The following is a 25,732-nucleotide window of genomic DNA, read 5'->3' as shown; positions in this document are numbered from 1 at the left end:
GGCGTAAACGCCTTATCCGGGCTACGGGTTAATCCAGTCCCGAACCTGTATAAAGTCATTTAAGGCGGCCTCCGGGCTGCCTTCTTCTGGCTGGTAGTTGTATTCCCATCGCACCAGCGGCGGCATAGACATTAAAATCGACTCTGTACGCCCGCCGGTTTGCAGGCCAAACAGCGTGCCACGATCCCACACCAGATTAAACTCCACGTAACGTCCGCGACGATAGAGCTGGAACGCGCGCTCGCGCTCGCCAAAGGGCAGCGCTTTACGGCGCTCGACAACCGGCAGATAAGCATCGGTGTACCCTTTGCCAACGGCCTGCATAAAGGCGAAGCAGGTGTCGAAATCCGGCGTATTCAAATCATCGAAAAACAGCCCGCCAATCCCGCGCTGCTCGTTACGGTGTTTAAGAAAGAAATAGTCATCGCACCATTTTTTATAGCGCGGATAGACATCGTCCCCGAAAGGCTGGCATAAGTCATACGCCGTCTGGTGCCAGTGAATGGCATCTTCTTCGAAGCCGTAGAATGGCGTCATATCAAAGCCGCCACCAAACCACCAGACCGGGTCGGCATCTGGTTTTTCGGCAATAAAAAAGCGCACATTGGCATGACTGGTCGGCACATAGGGGTTGCGTGGATGGACTACCAGCGAAACACCCATGGCTTCGAAACTGCGCCCGGCCAGCTCCGGGCGATGTGCTGTTGCCGAAGCGGGCATTGCGCTGCCAGTGACATGAGAAAAGTTTACCCCCGCCTGCTCGAAAATAGCGCCATCACGCAACACCCGGCTGCGTCCACCGCCGCCAGCATCGCGCTGCCAGTCATCTTCAACGAAAGCGGAACCATCCAGCGCAGTAAGCTGTTGGCAAATGTCATCCTGCAATGTCAGCAGAAAGGATTTTACGTCGCGGGTATCCGGTATGGTCATCAGCGTTTCTTCGAATGGGCTTTATGGTTATCGAACCAGTTAAAGTAACTGATAATACCGTCCGCAATCGCGTTGGCTATCTTTTGGCGAAACGCGGTCGTGCCGAGAAGCTTCTCTTCCTGAGGGTTGGTGATAAACGACGTTTCCACCAGTACCGAAGGGATGGATGGCGATTTCAGCACCACAAATGCCGCTTGTTCCGTATTCCGGCTGTGCAGGCGATGCACGGGTTTAATCTGGCGCAGAATGTGCGACCCAAGCGTCAGGCTGTTTTTGATGGTATCGGTCTGAACGAGATCAAACAGCACCTGTTGTAGCAAATGATCTTTATCTTTTGCTTTCTTGCCTGCGAGATCATCGGCGGCGTTCTCGCGATCGGAAAGATATTTCGCCATCGCGCTACTGGCGCCACGGTTGGACAAGGCAAAGACCGATGCGCCTGCCGCGCTGGGGTTGGTAAAACCATCCGCATGAATAGACATAAACAGATCGGCGCCGTGCTGGTGGGCAATTTCTACGCGGTCATAAAGCGGGATAAAGGTATCCCCGGTGCGCGTTAAGCGCGCATCAATGCCCCGGTTACGCAGAATGGTGCGGACGATTTTGGCGATGGCGAGAACAACATGTTTCTCTTTCGAACCATTGCCGCCTATCGCGCCGGTATCAATGCCGCCATGGCCCGGATCGAGCATCACGATACGCCGGGAACCGGCCTTTTTTGCTTTCGGCTGGCTATGACCATTGCTGGTTTTAAGGGATGAATCGTCTTTTGCGATGGCCCGCGACATGCCTGAAAGCGTTAAAGCGGCAAGGCCAGCTTTCAGAACCTGACGACGCGAGGTGAATATTTTTAAGGGTTTGAAAGTGCTCATACAGCCTGTTCTTTTTATCCGTAGTCCCTGGAGTTATATCGTATTGAGTTTGCCGTTACGACAGTCCTTACTAAGAAATGTTTTACTTTTCATTTCAATACGTGACAGAGTGACATTATGCCATTTTCCTGCTGCGATTTCGCCGCATATTGGCTACGGCGGCTGGTCGCGCGATAATCTCTCTTTGACCGTAAAAAAGGGCAGGTAACACTATGGAAATACGCGTTTTTCGCCAGGAAGATTTCGAAGAAGTCATTACCCTGTGGGAGCGCTGCGAACTGCTGCGCCCGTGGAACGATCCGGAAATGGACATTGAACGTAAGATCAATCACGACGTCAGCCTGTTCCTGGTCGCGGAGGTCAATGGTGAAGTCGTCGGCACCGTAATGGGCGGTTATGATGGCCACCGTGGCTCAGCCTACTATCTGGGGGTTCATCCGGAGTTCCGCGGACGCGGTATTGCCAACGCATTATTAAGCCGCCTGGAGAAAAAGCTGATTGCCCGTGGCTGCCCCAAAATCAACATCATGGTACGTGAAGACAATGACGTGGTGCTGGGAATGTATGAACGCCTGGGCTATGAGCATTCAGACTCACTGAGTTTAGGTAAGCGTCTGATAGAAGATGAAGAATATTGAGTTAACGCCTGCCGATTTTGACAGTCATGGCCGTTTGCGGCTGCCGTTTTTATTCTGGTGTGTATTGTTATTACAGGCGCGAACCTGGGTATTATTTGTGATTGCTGCAGCGTCGAGAGGGCAGGGCGATGCGCTTTTAAACCTGTTCTATCCCGATCGTGACGCTTTTTGGCTGGGCCTGTTGCCTGGTATTCCGGCCGTATTTACCTTTTTACTGAGCGGCCGCAGGCATCTCTTGCCGGGTATCTGGCGTCTGATGCGTCTGTTGCTGATTATCGCGCAAGCCACGTTATTACTCTGGCAGCCGCTGCTTTGGTTCAACGGAGAGGCGATAACCGGCGTCGGGCTGGGACTCGTTGTGGCTGACATTATTGCGCTCGTGTGGTTGCTGAGTAATCCTCGCTGTCAGGCCTGTTTTCAACCGGGTAATCATTAACGGGCACTTTTTACTGTTCCGGCACTCCAATAGCCGTCAAGTTAACAAGAAAGGATGTAAAGATGAAATCCCTGCGTATAAGCGTTTGCGCGCTGGCCCTGGCATTGTCCGGTTGTTCAACGCTCTCTTCGGTCAACTGGTCTGCAGCCTTGCCCTGGAACTGGTTTGGCTCATCCATCGAGGTGAGTGAACAGGGCGTTGGGGGGATCGCGGCGAATACTGCGCTTGATGAAAAAGCGATCAACGATGCGCTGAACGGCAATTATCACCTGCGCAGCGGGATGAAAACCGAGAAAGGCAAAATCGTCCGTTATTTTGAAGCGTTGAAAGATGACAAGGTTGCGCTGGTGGTGAATGGAGAAAACGGTACCGTAAGCCAGGTGGATGTCCTTGACAGCAGTATTGAAACGGCTAACGGGGTCAAAACGGGCACCGCATTTAGTGGACTTTACGATAAAGCATTTGGTAACTGTGTCGCCGCAACGGGTGACGATATCAAAGGCGTTGAGTGTAAGGCTCCGGGCAGTTCACATATTAGCTATGTGTTCACCGGCGACTGGCATGGGCCAGAAGGGTTAATGCCGTCTGATGACGCGCTCAAAAACTGGAAATTAAACAAAATTATCTGGCGTCGCTAATTTGATCCCACGCGCCGCGTCCTGAACAAAAAACGGGTACAATGCGCCCATCAATGCCACGGTCGCGTGGCATCTTTTTTTCAGGAGGAGTGATGTCTCAGGTTCAGAGCGGCATATTGCCAGAACATTGCCGTGCGGCGATTTGGATTGAAGCGAATGTTACGGGTGACAAGCGTAACCTGCGTGAAGGCTGTCGGGTCTTTATCGATAAACTGGCTACGCTGCAGGCAACGTTTCCGGATGCGGCCCTCGGCGCGGTTGTGGCGTTTGGGCATGATACCTGGCGCGAGCTGAGCGGCGGTGAAGGCGCGCAAGAGCTCAAGAATTTTACACCGCTGGGTAAAGGTCTGGCGCCTGCCACACAGTGCGATGTGCTCATCCATATCCTTTCTTTGCGTCATGACGTCAACTTTTCCGTCGCGCAGGCCGTGCTGGCCGCATTTGGCGACACGCTTGAAGTGAAAGAAGAGACTCACGGTTTTCGCTGGGTTGAAGACCGCGACCTGAGTGGTTTTGTCGATGGTACTGAAAACCCGGCCGGTGATGAAATACGTCGCGATGTCGCCGTTATCAAAGAGGGTGTGGATGCAGGCGGCAGCTATGTGCTGGTGCAGCGCTGGGAACATAACCTCAAACAGCTTAATCGTATGAGTGTGGGCGACCAGGAGATGATGATTGGCCGCACCAAAGCGGCGAACGAAGAGATTGATGGCGATGCGCGTCCGGTCACTTCGCACCTGACACGCGTTGATTTAAAAGAAGACGGCAAGGGGCTGAAAATTGTGCGCCAGAGCCTGCCGTACGGCACAGTCAGCGGAACGCATGGCCTCTATTTCTGTGCCTATTGCGCGCGTTTGTATAATATTGAGCAGCAGTTGTTGAGTATGTTTGGCGACGCTGACGGTAAACGCGACGCGATGCTGCGTTTTACCAAACCGGTGACCGGCGGTTACTATTTTGCTCCTTCTGTAGAGCGTCTGCTGTCGTTGTAATCTTTTCGCCCTTCCTCTGTCACTCACCGGAATACGGGGAGCGTGGGGGAGGGCAGTCTACCCCGAATTGCTTATTCCCTTTTCAACTTCCAAAGCACCAAACGGTATATAAAACCGTTACTGGTTTCATACGCGTTATAAATAAACTGATGGTTGTATCGTCATCATCTTATAAGGGTGCGCAATGGCCGTTAACTTACTGAAAAAAGGATATCTGACGCTGGCAGCGATGAGCTTATTGGTCTCCCAGGCGCAGGCAACGGAGTTGTTAAACAGTTCCTATGATGTTTCACGCGAGCTGTTTGCCGCCCTCAATACCCCGTTTGAGCAGCAATGGGCGAAAGATAATGCAGGCGACACGTTGACGATTAAACAATCTCACGCGGGCTCCTCTAAGCAGGCGCTGGCGATTTTACAGGGCCTGAAAGCCGACGTCGTGACTTACAATCAGGTGACTGACGTGCAGATCCTGCATGACAAAGGCAACCTGATCCCGGCGGACTGGCAGAGCCGTTTGCCGAATAACAGTTCACCGTTTTATTCCACCATGGGTTTCCTGGTGCGTAAGGGCAACCCCAGAAATATCCACGACTGGAGCGATCTGGTGCGCCCGGACGTGAAGCTGATTTTCCCGAACCCGAAAACCTCCGGTAATGCCCGATATACCTATTTAGGCGCATGGGGCGCGGCGGACAAGGCGGACGGCGGTGATAAAGCAAAAACCGAACAGTTCATGACCCAGTTCCTGAAAAACGTCGAAGTATTTGACACTGGCGGCCGCGGAGCGACCACGACGTTTGCCGAACGTGGCCTGGGTGATGTGCTGATAAGCTTTGAATCGGAAGTGAACAACATCCGTAAGCAATATGAAGACCAGGGTTTTGAAGTGGTGATTCCGAAGACCAATATTCTGGCGGAATTCCCGGTGGCATGGATTGACAAAAACGTCGAGGCGAATGGTACTGAGAAGGCAGCGAAAGCCTACCTTAACTACCTCTACAGCCCTCAGGCACAGACCATCATCACCGACTTCTACTACCGCGTGAATAATCCGCAGGTAATGGACAAACTCAAAGATAAATTCCCGCAGACCGATCTGTTCCGTGTGGAAGACAAGTTCGGCAGTTGGCCTGATGTGATGAAAACACATTTTGCCAGCGGCGGTGAGTTAGACAAGTTGTTGGCGGCGGGGCGTAAGTAATGTTTGCAGTCTCCTCCAGACGTGTGCTGCCCGGTTTTACCTTAAGCCTCGGGACCAGCCTGCTGTTCGTCTGCCTGATTTTGCTGTTACCGTTAAGCGCGCTGGTGATGCAGCTGGCGCAAATGAGCTGGTCGCAGTACTGGGACGTCGTCAGTAACCCGCAGGTTGTCGCGGCCTACAAAGTAACGCTGTTGTCTGCACTGGTGGCATCGCTTTTCAACGGCGTGTTTGGCCTGCTGATGGCATGGATTTTGACCCGTTACCGCTTTCCGGGACGTACGCTGCTGGATGCGCTGATGGACTTGCCGTTTGCATTGCCCACGGCCGTTGCAGGCCTGACGCTGGCTTCGCTGTTTTCAGTCAACGGTTTTTACGGCGAGTGGCTGGCAAAGTTCGATATCAAAGTGACCTATACCTGGCTCGGTATCGCAGTGGCAATGGCCTTCACCAGTATCCCGTTTGTGGTGCGTACCGTTCAGCCTGTTCTGGAAGAACTTGGTCCTGAATACGAAGAGGCGGCTGAGACGCTCGGGGCGACCCGTTGGCAGAGCTTTAGCAAGGTCGTATTACCAGAACTTTCTCCGGCCCTATTGGCGGGCGTGGCGCTCTCTTTTACCCGTAGCCTTGGCGAATTTGGCGCGGTGATTTTTATCGCCGGGAACATTGCGTGGAAAACCGAAGTGACCTCGCTGATGATTTTTGTGCGTCTGCAGGAGTTTGATTACCCGGCGGCCAGTGCGATTGCGTCAGTCATTCTGGCGGCCTCGCTGCTGTTGCTGTTTTCTATCAATACGCTGCAAAGTCGTTTTGGTCGACGTGTGGTAGGTCACTAATGGCGGAAGTTACTGAATTGAAACGCTATGACAGCCCCCGGATTAACTGGGGGAAATGGTTTCTGATTGGCATCGGGATTGTGGTCTCCGCATTCATTCTTGTGGTGCCGATGGTCTACATTTTTGTGCAGGCTTTTAGCAAAGGGTTGCTGCCGGTATTACAGAATCTCGCCGATGCAGACATGCTGCACGCCATCTGGCTAACGGTTCTGGTTGCGTTAATATCGGTTCCGGTGAACCTGGTATTCGGTACGTTACTGGCCTGGCTGGTGACACGCTTTGATTTTCCGGGGCGCCAGTTGCTGCTCACCCTGCTCGATATACCGTTCGCGGTTTCGCCTGTGGTGGCGGGACTTGTTTACCTTCTCTTTTATGGCTCCAATGGCCCGCTGGGTCCGTGGCTTGATGCTCATAACCTGCAAATTATGTTTGCCTGGCCGGGCATGGTACTGGTGACTGTCTTCGTGACCTGTCCGTTTGTGGTGCGTGAGCTGGTGCCTGTCATGCTAAGTCAGGGTAGCCAGGAAGATGAAGCTGCGGTCTTGTTAGGCGCCTCAGGCTGGCAGATGTTTAAGCGTGTAACATTGCCAAACATCCGCTGGGCGCTGCTCTATGGTGTGGTACTGACTAATGCGCGCGCTATCGGTGAGTTTGGCGCGGTATCGGTGGTGTCAGGCTCCATCCGTGGTGAGACGCTTACACTACCGCTGCAAATTGAATTACTCGAGCAGGATTATAATGCGGTGGGTTCATTTACCGCAGCCGCCCTGCTGACACTGATGGCTATTTTGACGTTGTTTTTAAAGAGTGCGCTGCAATGGCGTTTGAACAATCAAGAAAAACGCGCGCAGCAGGAGGGAAATCATGAGCATTGAGATTGCCAATATTAAGAAGTCGTTTGGTCGCACCCAGGTGCTGAATGATATCTCGCTGGATATTCCTTCGGGTCAAATGGTCGCGCTGCTGGGGCCGTCTGGTTCCGGGAAAACTACGCTGCTGCGCATTATCGCCGGCCTCGAGCATCAGACCAGCGGTCGTATTCGTTTTCACGGTACTGATGTGAGCCGCATTCACGCGCGCGAGCGCAAAGTCGGGTTTGTTTTCCAGCATTATGCGCTGTTCCGCCATATGACCGTGTTCGACAATATCGCTTTCGGTTTAACCGTACTGCCGAGGCGTGAGCGTCCTGATTCCGCAACCATCAAAGCGAAAGTCACCCGGCTGCTGGAGATGGTCCAGTTGGCCCATCTGGCAGATCGTTTTCCTGCCCAACTTTCCGGCGGGCAAAAACAGCGCGTTGCGTTAGCGCGCGCGCTGGCAGTAGAGCCGCAAATTCTGCTGCTTGATGAGCCTTTCGGTGCACTGGATGCGCAGGTGCGTAAAGAACTCCGTCGTTGGCTGCGCCAGCTCCACGAAGAGCTGAAATTTACCAGCGTTTTTGTGACCCACGATCAGGAAGAGGCGATGGAAGTCGCGGATCGCGTGGTGGTGATGAGCCAGGGCAATATTGAACAGGCCGATGCACCTAACCAGGTGTGGCGCGATCCTGCTACCCGCTTCGTGCTGGAATTTATGGGTGAAGTTAACCGCCTGAAAGGCACTATCAGCGGTGGACAATTTCATGTGGGTGCGCACCGCTGGCCGCTGGGTTACACACCGGCACATCAGGGGGAGGTCGATCTGTTTTTGCGCCCGTGGGAGGTCGACATCAGCCGCCGTACCAGCCTGGATTCCCCACTGCCGGTACAGGTGCTGGAAGCTACCCCTAAAGGTCACTACACGCAACTGGTGGTACAACCACTGGGCTGGCATGACGAACCCTTGAGTGTGGTTCTGACCGGGAATGACGCGCCAGAACGCGGCGAACGCCTGTTTGTTGGTTTGCAGAATGCGCGCCTCTACTCGGGTAATGAGCGGATCGAAAACCGCGAGGAGCTTGCTCTCGCAGAATCTGCCTGATAGGTTATTGCATCTGAAATTGTTGCCGGGTGGCACTATGCTTACCCGGCCTACACGGTAAATGCAAAACAACCTTCGGGCTGTTTATAGTGTTTGCGCCCTCTTTCGCAGGGAGAGGGATGGAGTAGTGCATCAGAACGCACTCACCCGTAGGCCCGGTAAGCGAATACGCGACCGGGCTTTTTTATTGGACAGGGTGAGTGAACAATACATTAGAGCAAACCATCGGCAACACGCCGCTGGTTAGATTGCAACGTCTTGGGCCCGATAACGGCAGCGAGATCTGGGTCAAGCTGGAAGGGAACAATCCGGCAGGCTCGGTAAAAGACAGAGCCGCGTTATCCATGATTATGCAGGCTGAAAAGCGCGGCGAAATCAAACCGGGCGATGTCCTCATTGAAGCGACCAGTGGCAACACAGGTATTGCTCTGGCAATGATTGCTGCGCTGAAAGGCTATCGCATGAAACTGCTGATGCCAGACAATATGAGTCAGGAACGTCGCGCCGCGATGCGTGCTTATGGCGCCGAATTGATTCTGGTCACCAAAGAACAGGGCATGGAAGGTGCACGCGACCTGGCGCTCTCTATGTCTCAGCGCGGTGAAGGCAAACTGCTGGATCAATTTAATAATCCCGATAATCCCTACGCACACTACACGACCACCGGGCCAGAAATCTGGCAACAAACGGCCGGGCGAATTACCCATTTTGTTTCCAGCATGGGCACGACCGGAACCATCACCGGCGTATCACGTTTCCTGCGCGAGAAAGAAAAAGCGGTCTCTATTGTTGGTTTACAGCCGGAAGAGGGAAGTAGCATTCCGGGCATTCGTCGCTGGCCTGCGGAATATATGCCGGGCATTTTCAATGCTTCGCTGGTGGATGAAGTGCTGGATATTCATCAGCGTGACGCAGAGAATACCATGCGCGCGCTGGCGGTACAGGAAGGTATTTTCTGTGGTGTGAGTTCGGGCGGTGCGGTTGCCGGCGCACTGCGGATTGCGAAAGCAAATCCGGGAGCGGTCGTTGTTGCTATCATTTGCGATCGTGGCGATCGTTATCTCTCAACTGGCGTATTTGGCGAAGAAAGCTATTCACAGGGAGCAGGGATCTAGTATGGAAATGATCTTATTCCGGGACACAACCCGTGCGCAGCAGACTGATATCGTTGCTGTACAGTCGCAGGTCGTGTATGGCAGCGTAGGCAACAGTATTGCGGTACCCAACATCCGCCAGCATCGTCTGAGTGTGACGGCAGTGCCTACTGTGCTTTTTAGTAATACCCCACATTACGATACCTTTTATGGTGGCATCATTCCCGACGAGTGGTTCAGTGGCTATTTGCGGGCGCTGGAAGAGCGCGATATCTTGCGCGAACTGAAAGCGGTAACAACAGGCTATATGGGCAGTGCCAGCCAGATTGCGCTTCTGGCGCAGTGGTTGACAGCGCTAAAAGAAAAGCATCCACATCTTCCGGTGCTTGTCGACCCGGTAATCGGCGATATCGACAGCGGTATGTACGTGAAGCCTGAAATCCCCGAAGCCTATTGCCGCCATTTGTTACCACTGGCGCAGGGGATTACGCCAAATGTCTTCGAACTCGAAATTCTGAGCGGCAAACGGTGCCGTGATATGCAAAGCGCGGTAGAAGCAGCGAAAGGGCTGCTTTCTGACACGTTGCAGTGGGTCGCGATTACCAGTGCACCAGTCCCTTCTGCTGAAAACTGCATTCATGTGGTTCTGGTGACGAAGGAGAGCGTCGAAATAAGCTCTCATCCACGTATTGCGGCGGATTTAAAAGGGACCGGGGATCTTTTCTGCTCTGAACTGGTCAGCAATATTGTTCAGGGAAAACCCCTGGCTGAGGCGGTTGACAGGGCGGGGGCGCGCGTGACTGACGTTATGCGCTACACACTGGAGAAAGGCTACGATGAGCTGATTCTTCCGGCGTAACAAACAAAAATGGCACCGCAAGGGTGCCATTTTTATATGCATCAAGAATTACTTCTTAATACGAATAACCGGGGTTTCACCAACGGTCACGCTACCGGTCAGTTTAATCAGTTCTTTGATTTCGTCCATATTGGAGATAACGACCGGTGTCAGGGTAGACTTGGCTTTCTCTTCCAGTAACGGCAGATCGAATTCAATAACCGGGTCGCCGACTTTTACGCGCTGACCTTCTTCCGCGATACGTTTGAAACCTTCGCCTTTCAGTTCAACGGTGTCGATACCGAAGTGAACGAACAGCTCAATGCCGCTATCGGATTCGATAGAGAAGGCATGGTTGGTTTCAAAGATTTTGCCGATAGTACCGTCAACAGGCGCTACCATTTTGTTGCCAGTTGGTTTGATGGCGATGCCATCACCAACGATTTTCTCAGCGAATACAACATCCGGAACATCTTCAATGTTGACGATTTCGCCGGAAAGCGGAGCAACAATCTCAATGGTTCCAGTGTCTTTTTTATCATCAGAAACCAAAGATTTCAGTTTATCGAACAAACCCATGATCTTCTCCTAAGCAGTAATTTGGGCCGCATCTCGTGGATTAGCAGATTGTTTTTTCTTCAATGAACTTGTTAACCAGCGTCATTAACTCGTCCGTTGTCGGTTGGGCAAGAGCCTGCTCTGCTAAAACCTTCGCATCTTCGAAGTTAGTATTACGAATAATCTTCTTAATGCGCGGGATAGAAATGGCACTCATACTGAATTCATCCAGACCCATCCCCAGCAACAGAAGTGTAGCACGTTCGTCGCCTGCAAGCTCACCACACATACCGGTCCACTTACCTTCTGCATGAGATGCATCAATAACTTGCTTGATGAGAGTCAGTACAGACGGCGACATCGGCTGGTAAAGATGTGAAATCATATCATTACCACGGTCAACTGCCAGAGTGTACTGCGTTAAATCATTGGTACCGATACTAAAGAAATCAACTTCTTTGGCTAAATGACGTGCAATCGTGGCTGCGGCAGGGGTTTCGACCATCACGCCAACCTCAATTGTCTCGTCAAAGGCTTTGCCTTCGTCACGCAGTTCCTGTTTGTAGATTTCGATCTCTTTTTTCAGTGCGCGCACTTCTTCAACAGAGATGATCATCGGGAACATGATGCGCAGCTTACCGAAAGCGGAAGCACGCAGAATTGCACGTACCTGATCGCGCAGGATCTCTTTGCGATCCATGGCGATACGCACTGCACGCCAACCCAGGAACGGGTTTTCTTCTTTCGGGAAATTCATGTATGGCAGCTCTTTGTCACCGCCAATGTCCATGGTACGTACGATTACGGCCTGAGAACCACAGGCTTCCGCTACCGCTTTGTATGCAGCAAACTGTTCTTCTTCAGTCGGCAGAGACTCGCGGTCCATGAACAGGAATTCTGTACGGTAGAGACCAACACCTTCCGCGCCGTTACGCTCAGCGCCTGCGACGTCGCGCACGGTACCGATGTTGGCACAGACTTCTACCTGATGGCCGTCCAGCGTGATGGCTGGCAGGTCTTTGAGTTTAGCCAGTTCGGCTTTCTCTTCGGCTACCTGAGCCTGCGTGCTGCGCAGCGTCTCAATCTCTTCGTCGGTCGGGTTAACATATACTTTGTTATTAACCGCATCGAGAATCAGATAGTCGTCATTTTTTACCTGAGAGGTAACACTGCCGGTACCCACAATCGCTGGCAGTTCCAGTGAACGTGCCATGATAGAGGTGTGGGAAGTACGACCACCCATGTCAGTAATGAAACCGAGAACCTTGTTCAGGTTCAGCTGTGCGGTTTCTGACGGGGTCAGGTCAGCGGCAACCAGAATAACTTCGTCCTGAATAGCGCTCAGGTCGATGATAGGCATACAAAGAATATTGCGCAGCAGACGTTTACCGATATCACGTACGTCAGCCGCACGCTCTTTCAGGTATTCATCGTCCAGCTCTTCAAGGGCAGTCGCCTGACCTTCGATAACTTCATGAGCCGCCGCGTCTGCAGTCATGTGCTTATCTTTAATCAGGGCTATGATTTCCTGCTCCAGCTCCTCATCTTCGAGCAACATAATGTGGCCTTCGAAGATGGCTTCTTTTTCTTCACCGAAAGTTTCGCCAGCTTTCGTTTTGATCGCTTCAAGCTGCGCTGATGCCTTGGCACGACCGCTCAGGAAACGCTCAACTTCCTGGTCAACCTTATCGGCAGAAATTTTTTTCCGGTCAATGACGATCTCGTCTTCTTTCAGCAGAAGTGCTTTGCCAAAAGCGATACCCGGGGATGCTAAAATGCCTGAAATCATAACCCTACCTTACTTGTGACTGATTTTTAAAAGAACCCGGAAAGTTACTCGAGCTCTGCCATCAGTTTAACCAGATGTTCAACTGCTTTTTGTTCGTCTTCGCCTTCTGCGGTTAACGTCACAACAGTACCCTGAGTCAGGCCCAGAGTTTGCAGTTTGAACAGGCTTTTTGCGCTGGCGCTTTTGCCGTTGGAAGTCACAGTGATCTCAGAAGTGAAGCCTTTAGCTTCTTTTACAAACTGAGCAGCAGGGCGGGTGTGCAGACCGTTCGGAGCGGTAATGGTAACTTCTTGCTGGAACATTGTATTTCCCCAACTTATAGGTTTAGTGTTGTGGAACTAAAGTCTAGCCTGGCGGCTGGACTTTAGCCTGTATCGTTAGCGCCGGCGTTACGGTATACGACTCAGAAGCGTGGAAAACACGATCCGGTGCTGGCGCTTCTGGCCGTTGACGTTTCGCACGTCATTAAACATTATGCAGCGAAAGCGAGAATTGAACCAAATCATAAAATCGATTCAGCTTCGTGAAATCAGAAACCGATTAATTTCGCGCATCAAAATAAATGTGATGGTTAAATACCAGACCCGAGGAGTCGAATCAATGCCAGGAGGGGTGAAACTTTGATGTGCTCCACAAAAAAGCACCTTCTCAGGTGCTTTTTTGCGCTATTTTAACATTCTGGCATCACTGTTGCAGTTCTTTTTCCGTGAATAGATCGGCAAACAACGCGGTGCTCAAATAACGCTCACCAGAGGACGGAAGGATAACCACAATATTCTTGTTCGTAAAGGTTTCGTCTTCCTGTAGTTTCAGTGCAGCTGCGACGGCGGCACCGGAAGAAATACCCGCAAGAATACCTTCTTCTTCCATCAGACGGCGTGCAGTGCTGATCGCTTCATCGTTGGTAATTTTTACCACTTTATCGATCAGTTTTAAATCAAGGTTACCCGGAATGAAACCTGCGCCAATCCCCTGGATTTTGTGCGGACCAGGTTTCAGTTCTTCACCTGCCAGCGCCTGGGAGATTACCGGGGAGTCGGACGGCTCAACCGCTACGGTGATCAGATCAGATTTGCCTTTTGTGCCTTTAATATAGCGAGACACGCCCGTCAGCGTACCGCCGGTACCCACGCCAGAGATAAATACATCCACTTGACCGTCGGTATCTTCCCAGATTTCCGGGCCGGTGGTTTTTTCATGAATTTCCGGGTTAGCCGGGTTGCTGAACTGCTGCAGCAGCAGATATTTAGATGGATCGCTGGCGACAATTTCTTCTGCTTTCTGAATGGCGCCTTTCATCCCTTTTGCGCCTTCGGTCAGAACAAGATTCGCGCCCAGTGCTTTGAGCAACTTACGGCGTTCGATGCTCATCGTTTCCGGCATCGTCAGGGTCAGTTTATAACCGCGCGCTGCGGCAACATATGCCAGAGCGATACCGGTGTTACCGCTGGTTGGTTCAACCAGTTCAATACCCGGTTTCAGCACACCCCGTTTTTCGGCATCCCAAATCATATTGGCACCGATACGGCATTTAACGCTGAAGCTCGGGTTACGGGATTCTACCTTTGCCAGAATGCGTCCATTACCGATACGGTTCAGTCGAACCAGCGGCGTGTGACCGATAGTCAGCGAGTTATCTTCAAAAATCTTACTCATGGCCTGTCCTTAACTGTATGAAATTTGGGAACCACCCCAGCATACCCGCTTACTGTCCCTGGGGAAGTAAGGAATTCGCATATCTATATGCTGAGCCGAAATAATGGTAACCAGTATGGAATAAGAACCGGAATAATTCCTTTAGCGCCAGGCGGCGTTTTTATCGCGATAACAATCGACCCACATTGCCGTTGCGCCGCAGACGGCAACTGGCATCACAACCAGATTTAACACCGGAATAAGGGTGAACAGGCTGGTGAGTGCGCCAAACTGCATATTCGTTACCTTACGTGTGCGCAAAGCAACGCGCATCGCTTTGAAGGGTACTTTGTGATTATCAAAAGGGTAATCGCAGTACTGGATGGCCAGCATCCAGGCGCTGAACAAAAACCACAGCACGGGCGCGATGGTCTGACCGATACCGGGAATGAAATAGAGCAACAGTAAAACGATCGCGCGTGGCAGATACCAGGCGAGCTTCTGCCATTCGCGTTTCATTATGCGCGGGATATCTTTAATGATGGCGGTCAGGCCGGCATCCGGCGGCGTTGCACCTGTTAAGCGAGCCTCAAGCTGTTCGGCGAGCAGGCCATTGAACGGCGCGGCAATCCAGTTAGCAATAGTCGAGAAGAAGTAGCTGAACACCAGCAGGATTGAAATAACCGCAATTGGCCAGAGCAAATAGCTGAGCCACTGTAGCCAGCCTGGTACATGGCTCATGAGCGCGGGGATCCAGGTGTCGAGGCGGGTAAATAACCATGCAAAAGCGCCTCCCATCAATACGATATTGACCAGAAGCGGCAAAATAACGAAACGGCGAATACCCGGCAGCGTGATGAGCTTCCAGCCTTGAGAAAAATAAAAAACGCCGCTGCGTGGAGAGGTTGGGGAAGATGAAAGCATAGCCGGGCAATACTCCTTTTATTACAGCCAGAAAAGCAAAAAACTATATTATCTGTTCGCAGGTGAAAAAACCCGTTCGGAAATGTTCGAAAAAACAGCAAAAAGCACAATTTCGTTCATCTTTATGCTGCGAAAGGCATGTGTGCACTTGCACTTGACGTAATCGGCAAATACTCTTAGTGAGTAAATGTTTGCCGTGTTGGCAAGGTGTTAGAACAACAGAGAATATAATGATGCAGGATTTGCGTCTGATATTAATCATTGTTGGCGCGATCGCCATAATCGCTTTACTGGTTCACGGTTTCTGGACCAGTCGTAAAGAACGTTCCTCAATGTTCCGCGATCGACCGTTAAAACGTATGAAGTCGCGACGTGATGACGACGATGACGCTTACGACGAGGATGTCGAAGAAGATGACGACGGCGTAGGCGAAGTCCGCGTTCATCGGGTAAACGCGCCGCCAAAAGCGGGAAGCGAACCTGAGGCTCCGCGTCAACAACCACAGCATCAGTATCAACCTCCGTACGCGTCGGCTCAGCCTCGCGCAACCGCCCCTGCCCAGCATGAAGAGCGCCATGTGCAACAGCCTGCTCAGCCGGTACAGCGAGCGCCGCAGGTAGAACCACAGCGGCCCGTAGAGGAGCCGCGTGAGCGTGAGTTTACTCAGCCTGTAGCACCGGCACATACGCAGCCTCAGCAACCTGTGTTTACATCAGCGCAGCCGTCGCATCACGAGCCTGTCGCGCAGCCTGAACCTGAACCCGAACATATTGAAGAAGCCCCGGTTGCCGAAAAACCGCAGCGGAAAGAGACGGTCATTATTATGAACGTCGCGGCGCATCAGGGAAGCGTGTTGCAGGGCGAGTTGTTGCTCAACAGCATTCAGCAGGTTGGGTTTAAATTTGGTGATATGAGCATCTTCCATCGCCATCTCAGCCCGGATGGCAGCGGTCCAACGCTGTTTAGCCTGGCCAATATGGTGAACCCGGGAACATTTGATCCAGAGCGCATGAGTGAGATCACCACGCCTGGTATCACCATGTTTATGCAAGTACCGTCCTATGGCGACGAGCTGCAAAACTTCAAACTGATGCTGCAAGCCGCGCAGTACATCGCCGATGAAGTTGGTGGTGTTGTGCTTGACGATCAGCGTCGAATGATGACACCGCAGAAGCTGCGTGAGTATCAGGACAGAATCCGTGAAGTCAGGGACGCAAACGCGTAACGGCCACGGTTATCTCGTTTTTCCCCAGAACCCCCGCAAGTCGGGGGTTTTTTATCATTGATGGTGCGACATGGAATCAATTGAACAACAACTCACTGAACTACGAACCACTCTTCGCCATCACGAATATCTTTATCATGTCATGGATACGCCTGAGATCCCGGATGCGGAATATGACAGGCTGTTGCGTGAACTCCGTGAACTCGAAGCGCAGCATCCTGAACTCATCACGCCGGATTCCCCCACACAGCGTGTTGGGGCCGCACCGCTGGCCTCATTTAGCCAGGTGCGCCATGAAATCCCAATGTTGTCGCTTGATAACGTCTTCGATGAACAGGGTTTTATTGCCTTCAATAAACGTGTGCAGGACAGACTGAAAAGCACCGATGCGCTCATCTACTGTTGCGAGCTGAAACTTGACGGGCTGGCTGTCAGTATCCTCTATGAAAATGGCGTTCTGGTGCGTGCCGCAACGCGTGGCGATGGCACTACCGGTGAGGACATTACCACCAATGTACGTACGATCCGCGCTATTCCGCTGAAACTGCGTGGCGATAATATTCCGGCGCGTGTGGAAGTGCGTGGCGAAGTTTTTCTGCCACAGGCCGGGTTTGAAAAAATTAACGAAGAAGCTCGTCGCACCGGCGGCAAAGTGTTTGCTAACCCACGTAATGCGGCGGCTGGCTCTTTGCGCCAGCTTGACCCGCGTATTACAGCGAAGCGACCACTTACTTTCTTTTGTTACGGCGTGGGCGTGCTTGAAGGCGGTGAATTGCCGGATACCCATCTTGGGCGCTTGCTGCGCTTTAAAGAGTGGGGTTTACCGGTCAGCGACAGGGTGACGTTATGCGACTCGCCGGAGGCAGTGCTGGCTTTTTATCACAAGGTTGAAGAGGACCGTCCGACGCTGGGCTTTGATATTGATGGCGTGGTGATTAAGGTCAATTCACTGGCGCTCCAGGAACAGCTTGGTTTCGTTGCCCGTGCGCCGCGCTGGGCGGTGGCTTTCAAATTCCCGGCCCAGGAACAAATGACGTTTGTTCGTGATGTCGAATTTCAGGTGGGCCGTACGGGGGCGATTACACCTGTGGCTCGCCTGGAGCCGGTACATGTCGCAGGCGTGCTGGTGAGTAATGCCACGCTGCATAATGCGGATGAAATCGCCCGTCTTGGTCTGCGAATTGGTGACAAGGTCGTGATTCGTCGCGCGGGTGATGTCATTCCCCAGGTAGTGAATGTGGTGGAATCGGAGCGTCCTGATGGTACCCGGGAAATCGAATTTCCTGCCCACTGTCCGGTGTGTGGCTCGGACGTAGAGCGCGTGGAAGGCGAGGCGGTAACTCGCTGCACGGGAGGCTTGATTTGCGGCGCACAACGCAAAGAAGCGCTGAAACATTTTGTCTCCCGTCGGGCGATGGATGTTGATGGCATGGGCGATAAAATTATCGATCAACTGGTTGAGAAAGAGTATGTCCATACCCCTGCCGATCTCTTCCGCCTGACGGCTGGTAAGCTAACCGGCCTGGATCGTATGGGGCCAAAATCAGCGCAAAACGTGGTCACGGCTTTAGAAAAGGCAAAAGAAACCACCTTTGCCCGTTTCCTGTACGCGCTGGGCATCCGGGAAGTCGGCGAAGCCACAGCGGCAGGGCTCGCGGCGTATTTCGGTACGCTGGAGGCGCTGGAAGCGGCTTCCATTGAAGAACTACAAAAAGTGCCCGATGTAGGCAAAGTTGTCGCGGCACATGTCTTTAACTTCTTTGCCGAAGAGAGTAACCGTGATGTGATCGGCCAATTGCTGGCCGAGGGTGTGCACTGGCCTGCGCCGGTAACCATCAACGCCGATGAGATAGACAGCCCGTTTGCTGGTAAAACCGTGGTGCTGACCGGTAGTCTGAGTCAGATGTCCCGTGATGATGCCAAAGCCCGGCTGGTTGAGCTTGGCGCGAAAGTGGCAGGCAGCGTGTCGAAAAAGACGGATCTGGTTATCGCCGGTGAAGCCGCAGGTTCTAAGCTGGCTAAAGCGCAGGAATTGGGCATTGCGGTGATTGATGAAGCAGAAATGTTACGCCTGCTGGGTGCATAAATGGATAAAGAACAGCTCATTGAGATTGCAAATACAGAGATGCCATTCGGAAAATATCAGGGGCGTAAGCTGATTGATTTACCTGAGGAGTACCTGTTGTGGTTTGCCCGTAAGGATTCGTTTCCTGCCGGGCATCTGGGCGAACTTATGCAGCTGGCTTTGCTGATTAAAACGGAGGGGCTGACGCATCTGGTACAGCCCCTGAAACGCCGTTAGGCTTTAGCCGTTTCCTGCGCCTGCAGTTTTTCTGTCTGGCGTTTGTAACGACGTGCCATCACCGCACAGACCATCAATTGAATCTGATGGAAAATCATCAGCGGTAGTACCATCATCCCAATCACTGATGTCGGGAACAGAATGTTGGCCATCGGAATACCGTTGGCCAGGCTTTTCTTGGAGCCGCAGAACACGATGGTAATTTCATCCGCTTTATTAAATCCGAGTTTGCGGGCCGCGAAGATATTAATAGCGATAACAATCGCCAACAGAACAATGCTGAACACCACGATAAACAGCAGTGAACCTACGCCTACCTTGTGCCAGATCCCGTTCACTACGGCTTCGCTAAACGCCGAATAGACCACCAGCAGAATGGATGTCTGGTCGGTTTTCGAAATCCACTTTTTATTTCGCGCCACCCATGCTCCCGTCCAACGACGTGACAGATGACCAAGAACAAATGGCAGCAATAGTTGCAGCATAATTTTGCCAACCTGTTCCAGGCTGCCGTTAGCCCCATGCAGATTCATTAACAGACCAACCAGCAGTGGAGAGAGGAAGATACCTAACAGGCTGGAGGCGGAGGCGGAACAGACCGCGGCCGCGACATTTCCCCCGGCAAGCGAAGTAAAAGCAATAGCCGATTGTACGGTTGCAGGCAGAATGCACAGATAAAGGAAACCGGTGTAGAGTTCCTGGCTTACATTGACAGGGGACCACCAGACAAACAGCACCCCTAAGACGGGAAATATAATGAATGTGCTGCACATCACCCACAGGTGCAGTCGCCAGTGGCTACCCCCGGCGATAATCGCTTCACGGGACAGTTTCGCACCATGCATAAAAAACAACAACGCAATTGCTGCGGTCGTCAACCCTTCAAAAAAGGGAACAAAACCGCCACGGGCCGGAAAGAACGTGGCCAACAGAACAGTACACACCAGCGTCAAAGTAAAAGGGTCAAGGACACGAAAAAGTTTCATAAGCGCTCCTGAAATTCGGTGCCAACAGTTTGCGTTTTTTGTTTTGAGAAATAAAATTGATTTATTGCATTCATATATGAATTTATTAGATGAATTACTCTTTACGACAGCTTCGCGTTTTCGTCACGGTAGCGCACGCCCGGAGTTTTAGTCGGGCAGGGGATATCATAGGGTTGAGCCAATCGGCGGTAAGCCACAGTGTGAAAGAACTGGAGCTGCAGACTGGTGTCCGGTTACTCGATCGTACTACGCGCGAAGTGGTGCTGACAGAGGCCGGGCAGCAGCTCGCAGCCAGACTGGAAAGATTGCTTGATGAACTGAATAATACGCTGCGTGACGCAGGCCGCGTGGGTCAGCAGTTGTCCGGCACTGTGCGTGTGGCGGCAAGTCAGACGATTTCGGCACATTTGATCCCGCAATGTATTGCACAGAGTAATCGTCTCTATCCGGAGATCGATTTTATGCTGCATGATCGACCCCAGCAGTGGGTACTTGAGAGTATCCGCCATGGTGAAGTGGACTTTGGCATCGTTATCGATCCCGGTCCGGCGAGTGATTTACAGTGCGAAGAGATCCTGCAAGAGCCATTCTTTCTACTTTGCCGCCGCGACCACGCCTGGGCAACCTGGCAAAATATACCCTGGTCTGCGCTGCAAAATTCACGTCTTGTGGTTCAGGACTACGCCTCCGGTAGCCGCCCATTGATTGATGCCGCTCTGGCACAATTTGGTATCACGGCCACTATCGTGCAGGAGATAGGTCATCCGGCCACATTATTTCCTATGGTGGAGGCGGGGATTGGGATTAGCATCATGCCCGCCCTGGCGTTACCGTTGCCACAGGGGAATCAGCTGTGTGTGAAACGCTTAAAACCTGAGATTCAGCGTAAGATTATGCTGGTGCAGCGAAAAAATCGCTCACTTTCAGGCGCCGCACAGGCGCTATGGGATGTGGTGCGTGAACAGGCCCGGTGTTTGACCCAGGCCCGCGAAGAAGACCCACTGTTTAATCAGATGTAAATATCGATCTGGTTGCTATCGGAAGGGATGTTAATACCTTCTGCTTTGGCAGCGGACTGAGTCTGTTTTTCTTCAGCTTTTTTCTGCGCTTCCTCTGCCTGTTTATACTCCAGCTGGGCCAATTGCGCTTGTAGCTGCTTGATCTCAGCCTGTAGCAGTTCCCTTTGTTTCTGGCTGTCGGTATCGGAACTGCCCGAAGTCGCAAGATCTTTCAATTGCTGAGTCAATTTAGAAATTTGCTGCATGATGTTATTGATCTGCGAAGCGATATCATTGTTTGAGGAAGATGAGCTGCTGCTGGCGCTACTGGTGCTGCTTTTGCCACCGCTGATGCTGCCTGAAATCACCGTCGATGTGGTTGCCTGAATTGTTGTCATGTTTTTCTCCTCTCTTGCCCAAAACACCTTCACGGTGAAAAAAGTACCGCTGGAATATGCGGATCCGTGCCGCCCTCAGGACATTATATCTCCATATTAAGCATAAATTATGGAAAACGTTACCACTCCTGCCTGTAGGTAACTTAATGGTTTTATTGTTTTTTCTGTATGGGATAGGTCAGTTTTATTGACTGCTTTATTGTGGTTTTTTCGGGTTTATTATCGTGAAAGGTGGGGCGAGGCTAATGGTTTTTTATTCTTCGTGTTCATGGGGTCGGAGAGAAAAGAACGAAGTACGTGTGGGGCGGGTTTTATATATCGCAATCGCAGATAGCAAAAAAGCGCCGCCAGCGCCATTTTTGCATTGGTGGGTCGTGCAGGATGACTCACTTCGCTCGCCCTTTGGGCCGTCGCCGCAGGCGGCTCCGTTGTCTCACTTCGTTCGACCCGAACCTGCAGCAGGTTCGAATCATACAAATCGCAGATAGCAAAAAAGCGCCTTTAGGGCGCTTTTTTACATTGGTGGGTCGTGCAGGATTCGAACCTGCGACCAATTGATTAAAAGTCAACTGCTCTACCAACTGAGCTAACGACCCGAAGTGGTGGGTGATGACGGGATCGAACCGCCGACCCCCTCCTTGTAAGGGAGGTGCTCTCCCAGCTGAGCTAATCACCCACTTCGGTACTTCACATATTGTAAGAAATCCAGCTGGCGAGAAAGTGGTGGGTGATGACGGGATCGAACCGCCGACCCCCTCCTTGTAAGGGAGGTGCTCTCCCAGCTGAGCTAATCACCCACTTCTCAATTTCTTACATTACACGGCGGAGACTACCTGAGTAGTTGGTGGGTGATGACGGGATCGAACCGCCGACCCCCTCCTTGTAAGGGAGGTGCTCTCCCAGCTGAGCTAATCACCCCCGCTGTGTGGAGTCGCATTATAGGGAGAGTTGAAAATGAGTCAACGCATTTTCAAAAGAAATTGTTCGTTCGTCGTAAAATTAAACAAACCGCTGTTGAATCGAGCGTGGACGCATGATTTATATACAAAATACATATAGAAGCTGGTGATTGTGGCAACAACATTGAGGAATCACCCCACAGTGATAGAATATTGCGACCTCAATTTTCCAGGATTTGCCGGTTGTCGGCATTTTTATCAAACGTAAGGCCTTTTCATGAAAATCAAAACTCGCTTCGCGCCAAGCCCGACTGGCTATCTGCACGTCGGCGGTGCGCGTACTGCTCTTTACTCCTGGCTGTTCGCACGTAACCACAATGGTGAGTTTGTGCTGCGTATAGAAGACACCGATCTTGAACGCTCAACGCCAGAAGCTATTGAAGCCATCATGGATGGTATGAACTGGCTAAATCTGGAATGGGATGAAGGTCCGTATTTTCAGACCAAACGTTTTGATCGCTATAACGCGGTTATTGATGAGATGCTGGAAGCCGGTACGGCTTATAAATGCTACTGTTCCAAAGAGCGCCTTGACGCTTTGCGTGAAGAGCAGATGGCGAATAACGAAAAACCGCGTTATGACGGGCGCTGCCGTCACGATCACAGCGAACATGCTGCTGATGAGCCTTGTGTGGTGCGTTTTGCCAACCCGCAGGACGGTTCCGTTATTTTTGACGACCAGATCCGCGGGCCGATTGAGTTCAGCAACCAGGAACTCGATGATCTGATCATTCGCCGTACGGATGGATCTCCGACCTATAACTTCTGCGTAGTTGTCGACGACTGGGATATGCAGATCACGCACGTTATTCGTGGTGAAGACCATATAAACAATACCCCGCGTCAGATCAACATCCTGAAAGCGCTGAACGCGCCGGTGCCGGTTTATGCGCATGTATCCATGATTAACGGTGACGACGGTAAAAAGCTCTCCAAACGTCATGGCGCGGTCAGCGTTATGCAGTACCGCGACGATGGCTACCTGCCGGAAGCGCTACTTAACTATCTGGTTCGCCTGGGCTGGTCCAGCGGCGATCAGGAAATTTTCTCCCGCGAAGAGATGATCAAGCTCTTTTCACTTGGCGCGGTGAGTAAATCAGCAAGTGCGTTTAACACCGATAAACTGCTGTGGCTGAACCACCACTATATCAACACGCTGGCACCAGAGTATGTGGCGACCCATCTGCAGTGGCATATTGAGCAGGAAAATATTGATACCCGCAATGGCCCGCAACTGGCGGATCTGGTGAAACTGTTGGGCGAACGTTGCAAAACGCTGAAAGAAATTGCGGCAAGCTGCCGCTATTTCTACGAAGATTTCGCTGAGTTTGATGCAGATGCTGCGAAAAAACATTTGCGTCCGGTCGCGCGTCAACCTCTGGAAGTGGTGCGCGATAAACTTGCCGCACTGACTGACTGGACTGCGGAAAACGTGCATCATGCGATCCAGGCAACTGCTGATGAACTGGAAGTAGGCATGGGGAAAGTAGGTATGCCTCTGCGCGTTGCCGTAACGGGAGCAGGTCAGTCTCCTGCGCTTGACGTTACCGTGCATGCGATAGGTAAATTCCGCAGCATTGAGCGTATCAATAAGGCGCTGACTTTTATTGCTGAACGCGAAAGCCAGCAGTAAGACGACAGATAAACACGAAAACGGCAGGATTAACCTGCCGTTTTTTATTCCGCATCTATCACTGTAATGCCAAGTCTTCGCAAAAAGCCCTGAATTCCTTCGCGTGCAAGCAACACCGCCAGCCGCTCTTGTTCATGCGGTGTCATGTTTTGCAGCACACTATTAATTTTCAAGAGTGCCGAAGTCTGTTTATCAGCCATATATTGCGGAAAGGGTTCTGCCAGCGCGGCCGGAGAGTGGCGTTGACGCATGGTGGGAGTTTTCATAATAAAGTGACGAACGTTCTTATCAATATGTATAAGACGTGCGCGACCGCCTTTTACCCCGGGCAAATTCTCCGTGGACCACTTTTGCTCGCGGATCCAACGATTCACCGTCTGTTTTGCCACGCCGAGAAAATCCGCCAATTCCTCAGTCGTCATTTTATCAGGTAGTTTCATCTTATTTATGTTCACGAATACCCAGACGAGACAGCAAGCCGGTAATGCCGTCGCGAAGTAACAAAGAGGAAAGCTGTTTTTGCTCGGGAATAGTCATCTCTTTAGCCAGCGTCAGAAGCAGTGTTTCCAGAGAAGGATCTTTAGCAGTAAGAGAAGAGAAGGTTATTTCCTGGGCTGAGCGTTGGGCATTGCGAATAAATTCACGAACTTGTTCATTAACATGCACCAGTCGGGCTTTTCCACCCTGCACGCCTGGTTTAGGGGAGGTGACCCAGCCTTCTTTACGCACCCATTTGTTGATGGTCTGGCGGCTGTAGCCGGTAAGCTGCGCGAGCTCTTCCGGGGTCATTCGTTCCTTGAGCATGTTATTTCCAGAGTGGTTGTAGGGATAATTAGTGAATAATGTTATAGCATCATTTTATGCGAAAATGTGACATGTTTAACTACTGGGTGCGAGATGTTTCGCAATGTCTTTCATTTGCATGCTTTTTCAGCGATTGATTGCGACCACATAATTTTGCCGTTGACACCTGGCGAGGGAATTCATATTATGCCGCCCGTCAACACGACACGCTTTACGCGATGGGGCTATAGCTCAGCTGGGAGAGCGCTTGCATGGCATGCAAGAGGTCAGCGGTTCGATCCCGCTTAGCTCCACCAAATTATCCACCCAGGTGGTTTGGTGCGTAAAGAACAATATGGGGCTATAGCTCAGCTGGGAGAGCGCTTGCATGGCATGCAAGAGGTCAGCGGTTCGATCCCGCTTAGCTCCACCAAATTTGAACCCTCGCTACGGCGGGGGTTTTTTATTTCTGTTTTGTCTCCTTATCTAAAAGCTTTTCAGGTTTAGCCAGAAATTTTGGACTTACTTTGTGCCTGTGTTCCGTTAGTTCTCACCATGCGTAATTATCAATTCAAGCAATATCGCCCGTAATACTTGTGATGATACTTTTATTTGGTCGTCACGTTATCCTGCCCATTATTATCCGTTTTGCTCTTGTTAACGCATGGCTACTCTCTGTGCCATTTAATCAGACTGTTCGCTGGAAAACAGGTATATGCTGGCATTAAGGCGTTGCGAATAAAAAAGGGTGCTGGATACGGTTTTTCATCCCGGCAGAAATAAATTCCCGATGCATATGGCGGGTCAGTGGTTCGCATTTCCGGTTCGCCTGGCGAGTTGCTTTGGTTCTGCGACAGTAGCCTGTTCTATTGTTTATATTCGCATCGCTGATTTTCACGATGAGGGTTTATTATTCGTTGAAGGTGATTGCCAGTCCGTTTTCAAAAACGCCATTGATGACTTTGGTGCTGGGTTTGCCAGATTCGCGCGCTTAAAGCGTCCGCAAGCGGATATCATCAAGATGGATGGCTACTTTATGTAGGATATCGCCCACGCCCCGCAGGAACAGCGCGCTTTGCGGTTAACTGTCAGGAGGATTGGGGATTATCA

27 protein-coding genes, 6 tRNA genes and 1 other RNA gene are annotated in these 25,732 nt (G+C 51.6%); 18 read left to right on the top strand and 16 right to left on the bottom strand.

Annotated features, from left to right (window positions below):
- Nucleotides 1–21: 21 nt before the first annotated feature.
- Nucleotides 22–930, bottom strand: a complete 909-nt coding sequence (hemF, locus tag AAIG39_RS15440) for an oxygen-dependent coproporphyrinogen oxidase (RefSeq protein WP_249569569.1) — start codon at nucleotides 928–930, stop codon at nucleotides 22–24.
- A complete protein-coding gene (gene amiA / locus AAIG39_RS15435) occupies nucleotides 930–1,802 on the bottom strand; it encodes an N-acetylmuramoyl-L-alanine amidase AmiA (RefSeq protein WP_039079725.1) in 873 nt (290 codons plus the stop codon). The genes hemF and amiA overlap by 1 nt, the downstream gene beginning before the upstream one ends.
- Before the next feature lie 212 nt (nucleotides 1,803–2,014).
- On the opposite strand from amiA, the gene AAIG39_RS15430 reads away from it, so the two are divergent.
- The 10 genes from AAIG39_RS15430 (at nucleotide 2,015) to pdxK (ending at nucleotide 10,452) form a co-directional block, all read left to right on the top strand.
- Nucleotides 2,015–2,440, top strand: a complete 426-nt coding sequence (locus tag AAIG39_RS15430) for a GNAT family acetyltransferase (protein ID WP_039079726.1) — start codon at nucleotides 2,015–2,017, stop codon at nucleotides 2,438–2,440.
- Entirely contained in the window at nucleotides 2,427–2,876 is a 450-nt protein-coding gene (locus tag AAIG39_RS15425; RefSeq protein WP_343194213.1) for a DUF2919 domain-containing protein, read from the top strand. Before AAIG39_RS15430 ends, AAIG39_RS15425 begins: the two co-directional genes overlap by 14 nt.
- 62 nt (nucleotides 2,877–2,938) lie before the next feature.
- Nucleotides 2,939–3,514: an RpoE-regulated lipoprotein gene (locus tag AAIG39_RS15420; protein ID WP_090086266.1), complete on the top strand. Its 576-nt coding sequence runs from the start codon at nucleotides 2,939–2,941 to the stop codon at nucleotides 3,512–3,514.
- Nucleotides 3,515–3,606: 92 nt separating this feature from the next.
- Nucleotides 3,607–4,506 (top strand): Dyp-type peroxidase, encoded by a 900-nt coding sequence (locus AAIG39_RS15415; protein WP_343194212.1) that lies wholly within the window; start codon nucleotides 3,607–3,609, stop codon nucleotides 4,504–4,506.
- Nucleotides 4,507–4,690: 184 nt separating this feature from the next.
- Entirely contained in the window at nucleotides 4,691–5,707 is a 1,017-nt protein-coding gene (locus tag AAIG39_RS15410; protein ID WP_343194211.1) for a sulfate ABC transporter substrate-binding protein, read from the top strand.
- Nucleotides 5,707–6,540 carry a sulfate/thiosulfate ABC transporter permease CysT gene (gene cysT, locus AAIG39_RS15405; RefSeq protein WP_047369353.1) on the top strand — a complete coding sequence of 278 codons (834 nt, stop codon included), beginning with the start codon at nucleotides 5,707–5,709 and terminating at the stop codon, nucleotides 6,538–6,540. The genes AAIG39_RS15410 and cysT overlap by 1 nt, the downstream gene beginning before the upstream one ends.
- Nucleotides 6,540–7,415, top strand: coding sequence for a sulfate/thiosulfate ABC transporter permease CysW (gene cysW / locus AAIG39_RS15400; protein ID WP_343194210.1), 876 nt, complete (start codon nucleotides 6,540–6,542; stop codon nucleotides 7,413–7,415). Before cysT ends, cysW begins: the two co-directional genes overlap by 1 nt.
- Complete coding sequence (gene cysA, locus AAIG39_RS15395; protein ID WP_090086273.1) at nucleotides 7,405–8,499, top strand: sulfate/thiosulfate ABC transporter ATP-binding protein CysA; 1,095 nt, start codon at nucleotides 7,405–7,407, stop codon at nucleotides 8,497–8,499. Before cysW ends, cysA begins: the two co-directional genes overlap by 11 nt.
- A 200-nt stretch (nucleotides 8,500–8,699) precedes the next feature.
- On the top strand, nucleotides 8,700–9,614 hold the full coding sequence (cysM, locus tag AAIG39_RS15390) for a cysteine synthase CysM (protein ID WP_343194209.1): 915 nt from the start codon (nucleotides 8,700–8,702) through the stop codon (nucleotides 9,612–9,614).
- Between the two features lies 1 nt (nucleotide 9,615).
- The gene (pdxK, locus tag AAIG39_RS15385) at nucleotides 9,616–10,452 is read left to right on the top strand and encodes a pyridoxine/pyridoxal/pyridoxamine kinase (protein WP_090086277.1); all 837 of its coding nucleotides are present in this window, start codon (nucleotides 9,616–9,618) and stop codon (nucleotides 10,450–10,452) included.
- 48 nt (nucleotides 10,453–10,500) lie between these two features.
- On the opposite strand, the gene crr is transcribed toward pdxK, so the two are convergent.
- From crr to cysZ, 5 genes are all read right to left on the bottom strand, one after another.
- Entirely contained in the window at nucleotides 10,501–11,010 is a 510-nt protein-coding gene (crr, locus tag AAIG39_RS15380) for a PTS glucose transporter subunit IIA (RefSeq protein WP_039079736.1), read from the bottom strand.
- Between the two features lie 40 nt (nucleotides 11,011–11,050).
- Nucleotides 11,051–12,778 (bottom strand): phosphoenolpyruvate-protein phosphotransferase PtsI, encoded by a 1,728-nt coding sequence (gene ptsI / locus AAIG39_RS15375; RefSeq protein WP_090086279.1) that lies wholly within the window; start codon nucleotides 12,776–12,778, stop codon nucleotides 11,051–11,053.
- 44 nt (nucleotides 12,779–12,822) lie between these two features.
- Nucleotides 12,823–13,080, bottom strand: coding sequence for a phosphocarrier protein Hpr (gene ptsH, locus AAIG39_RS15370; protein WP_039079738.1), 258 nt, complete (start codon nucleotides 13,078–13,080; stop codon nucleotides 12,823–12,825).
- Nucleotides 13,081–13,462: 382 nt separating this feature from the next.
- Entirely contained in the window at nucleotides 13,463–14,434 is a 972-nt protein-coding gene (cysK, locus tag AAIG39_RS15365; protein WP_047369359.1) for a cysteine synthase A, read from the bottom strand.
- A 141-nt stretch (nucleotides 14,435–14,575) separates the two neighbouring features.
- On the bottom strand, nucleotides 14,576–15,337 hold the full coding sequence (gene cysZ / locus AAIG39_RS15360; protein WP_343194208.1) for a sulfate transporter CysZ: 762 nt from the start codon (nucleotides 15,335–15,337) through the stop codon (nucleotides 14,576–14,578).
- A 230-nt stretch (nucleotides 15,338–15,567) separates the two neighbouring features.
- Here cysZ and zipA point away from each other — a divergent pair, with 230 nt between their 5' ends.
- The 3 genes from zipA (at nucleotide 15,568) to AAIG39_RS15345 (ending at nucleotide 18,865) form a co-directional block, all read left to right on the top strand.
- On the top strand, nucleotides 15,568–16,563 hold the full coding sequence (gene zipA / locus AAIG39_RS15355) for a cell division protein ZipA (RefSeq protein WP_249569562.1): 996 nt from the start codon (nucleotides 15,568–15,570) through the stop codon (nucleotides 16,561–16,563).
- 70 nt (nucleotides 16,564–16,633) lie between these two features.
- A complete protein-coding gene (gene ligA, locus AAIG39_RS15350; RefSeq protein ID WP_090086285.1) occupies nucleotides 16,634–18,649 on the top strand; it encodes an NAD-dependent DNA ligase LigA in 2,016 nt (671 codons plus the stop codon).
- On the top strand, nucleotides 18,650–18,865 hold the full coding sequence (locus AAIG39_RS15345) for a DUF3820 family protein (RefSeq protein WP_090086286.1): 216 nt from the start codon (nucleotides 18,650–18,652) through the stop codon (nucleotides 18,863–18,865).
- Here the strand turns inward: AAIG39_RS15345 and AAIG39_RS15340 are convergent.
- Complete coding sequence (locus AAIG39_RS15340; RefSeq protein WP_343194207.1) at nucleotides 18,862–19,851, bottom strand: bile acid:sodium symporter family protein; 990 nt, start codon at nucleotides 19,849–19,851, stop codon at nucleotides 18,862–18,864. The two genes, AAIG39_RS15345 and AAIG39_RS15340, sit on opposite strands and share 4 nt — an antisense overlap.
- Nucleotides 19,852–19,940: 89 nt before the next feature.
- Here AAIG39_RS15340 and AAIG39_RS15335 point away from each other — a divergent pair, with 89 nt between their 5' ends.
- A complete protein-coding gene (locus tag AAIG39_RS15335) occupies nucleotides 19,941–20,870 on the top strand; it encodes a LysR family transcriptional regulator (protein ID WP_090086289.1) in 930 nt (309 codons plus the stop codon).
- Here the strand turns inward: AAIG39_RS15335 and AAIG39_RS15330 are convergent.
- The 6 genes from AAIG39_RS15330 to AAIG39_RS15305 form a co-directional block, all read right to left on the bottom strand.
- Nucleotides 20,861–21,247 carry a FlxA-like family protein gene (locus AAIG39_RS15330; RefSeq protein ID WP_090086291.1) on the bottom strand — a complete coding sequence of 129 codons (387 nt, stop codon included), beginning with the start codon at nucleotides 21,245–21,247 and terminating at the stop codon, nucleotides 20,861–20,863. The two genes, AAIG39_RS15335 and AAIG39_RS15330, sit on opposite strands and share 10 nt — an antisense overlap.
- 365 nt (nucleotides 21,248–21,612) lie before the next feature.
- Nucleotides 21,613–21,738: non-coding RNA, RtT sRNA (locus AAIG39_RS15325), on the bottom strand.
- Between the two features lie 29 nt (nucleotides 21,739–21,767).
- A tRNA-Lys gene (locus AAIG39_RS15320) sits at nucleotides 21,768–21,843 on the bottom strand.
- Between the two features lie 4 nt (nucleotides 21,844–21,847).
- Nucleotides 21,848–21,923: transfer RNA gene (locus AAIG39_RS15315), tRNA-Val, on the bottom strand.
- 45 nt (nucleotides 21,924–21,968) lie between these two features.
- A tRNA-Val gene (locus AAIG39_RS15310) sits at nucleotides 21,969–22,044 on the bottom strand.
- A gap of 45 nt (nucleotides 22,045–22,089) precedes the next feature.
- Nucleotides 22,090–22,165, bottom strand: a tRNA-Val gene (locus AAIG39_RS15305).
- A 258-nt stretch (nucleotides 22,166–22,423) separates the two neighbouring features.
- Here AAIG39_RS15305 and gltX point away from each other — a divergent pair.
- Entirely contained in the window at nucleotides 22,424–23,839 is a 1,416-nt protein-coding gene (gene gltX, locus AAIG39_RS15300; RefSeq protein WP_343194206.1) for a glutamate--tRNA ligase, read from the top strand.
- A gap of 44 nt (nucleotides 23,840–23,883) precedes the next feature.
- Here the strand turns inward: gltX and AAIG39_RS15295 are convergent, their stop codons facing one another.
- Both AAIG39_RS15295 and AAIG39_RS15290 read right to left on the bottom strand, forming a co-directional pair.
- Nucleotides 23,884–24,279, bottom strand: a complete 396-nt coding sequence (locus tag AAIG39_RS15295; RefSeq protein WP_090086295.1) for a YfeC-like transcriptional regulator — start codon at nucleotides 24,277–24,279, stop codon at nucleotides 23,884–23,886.
- Between the two features lies 1 nt (nucleotide 24,280).
- Nucleotides 24,281–24,643 carry a YfeC-like transcriptional regulator gene (locus AAIG39_RS15290; RefSeq protein WP_090086297.1) on the bottom strand — a complete coding sequence of 121 codons (363 nt, stop codon included), beginning with the start codon at nucleotides 24,641–24,643 and terminating at the stop codon, nucleotides 24,281–24,283.
- A gap of 220 nt (nucleotides 24,644–24,863) precedes the next feature.
- Between AAIG39_RS15290 and AAIG39_RS15285 the strand changes: the two genes are divergently transcribed.
- The 3 genes from AAIG39_RS15285 to AAIG39_RS15275 all read left to right on the top strand — a co-directional run bounded on the left by AAIG39_RS15285 (nucleotide 24,864) and on the right by AAIG39_RS15275 (nucleotide 25,664).
- A tRNA-Ala gene (locus AAIG39_RS15285) sits at nucleotides 24,864–24,939 on the top strand.
- Between the two features lie 40 nt (nucleotides 24,940–24,979).
- Nucleotides 24,980–25,055 (top strand) — tRNA-Ala (locus AAIG39_RS15280).
- 357 nt (nucleotides 25,056–25,412) lie between these two features.
- Nucleotides 25,413–25,664, top strand: coding sequence for a hypothetical protein (locus AAIG39_RS15275; protein WP_343194205.1), 252 nt, complete (start codon nucleotides 25,413–25,415; stop codon nucleotides 25,662–25,664).
- Nucleotides 25,665–25,732 lie beyond the last annotated feature (68 nt).

The sequence above is a fragment of the Phytobacter palmae genome (assembly GCF_039409775.1).
GTDB classification, from domain to species: Bacteria; Pseudomonadota; Gammaproteobacteria; order Enterobacterales; family Enterobacteriaceae; genus Phytobacter; species Phytobacter palmae.
Note: the sequence above shows the minus strand (reverse complement) of the source record. Positions and strands in the feature narration are given on the sequence as shown.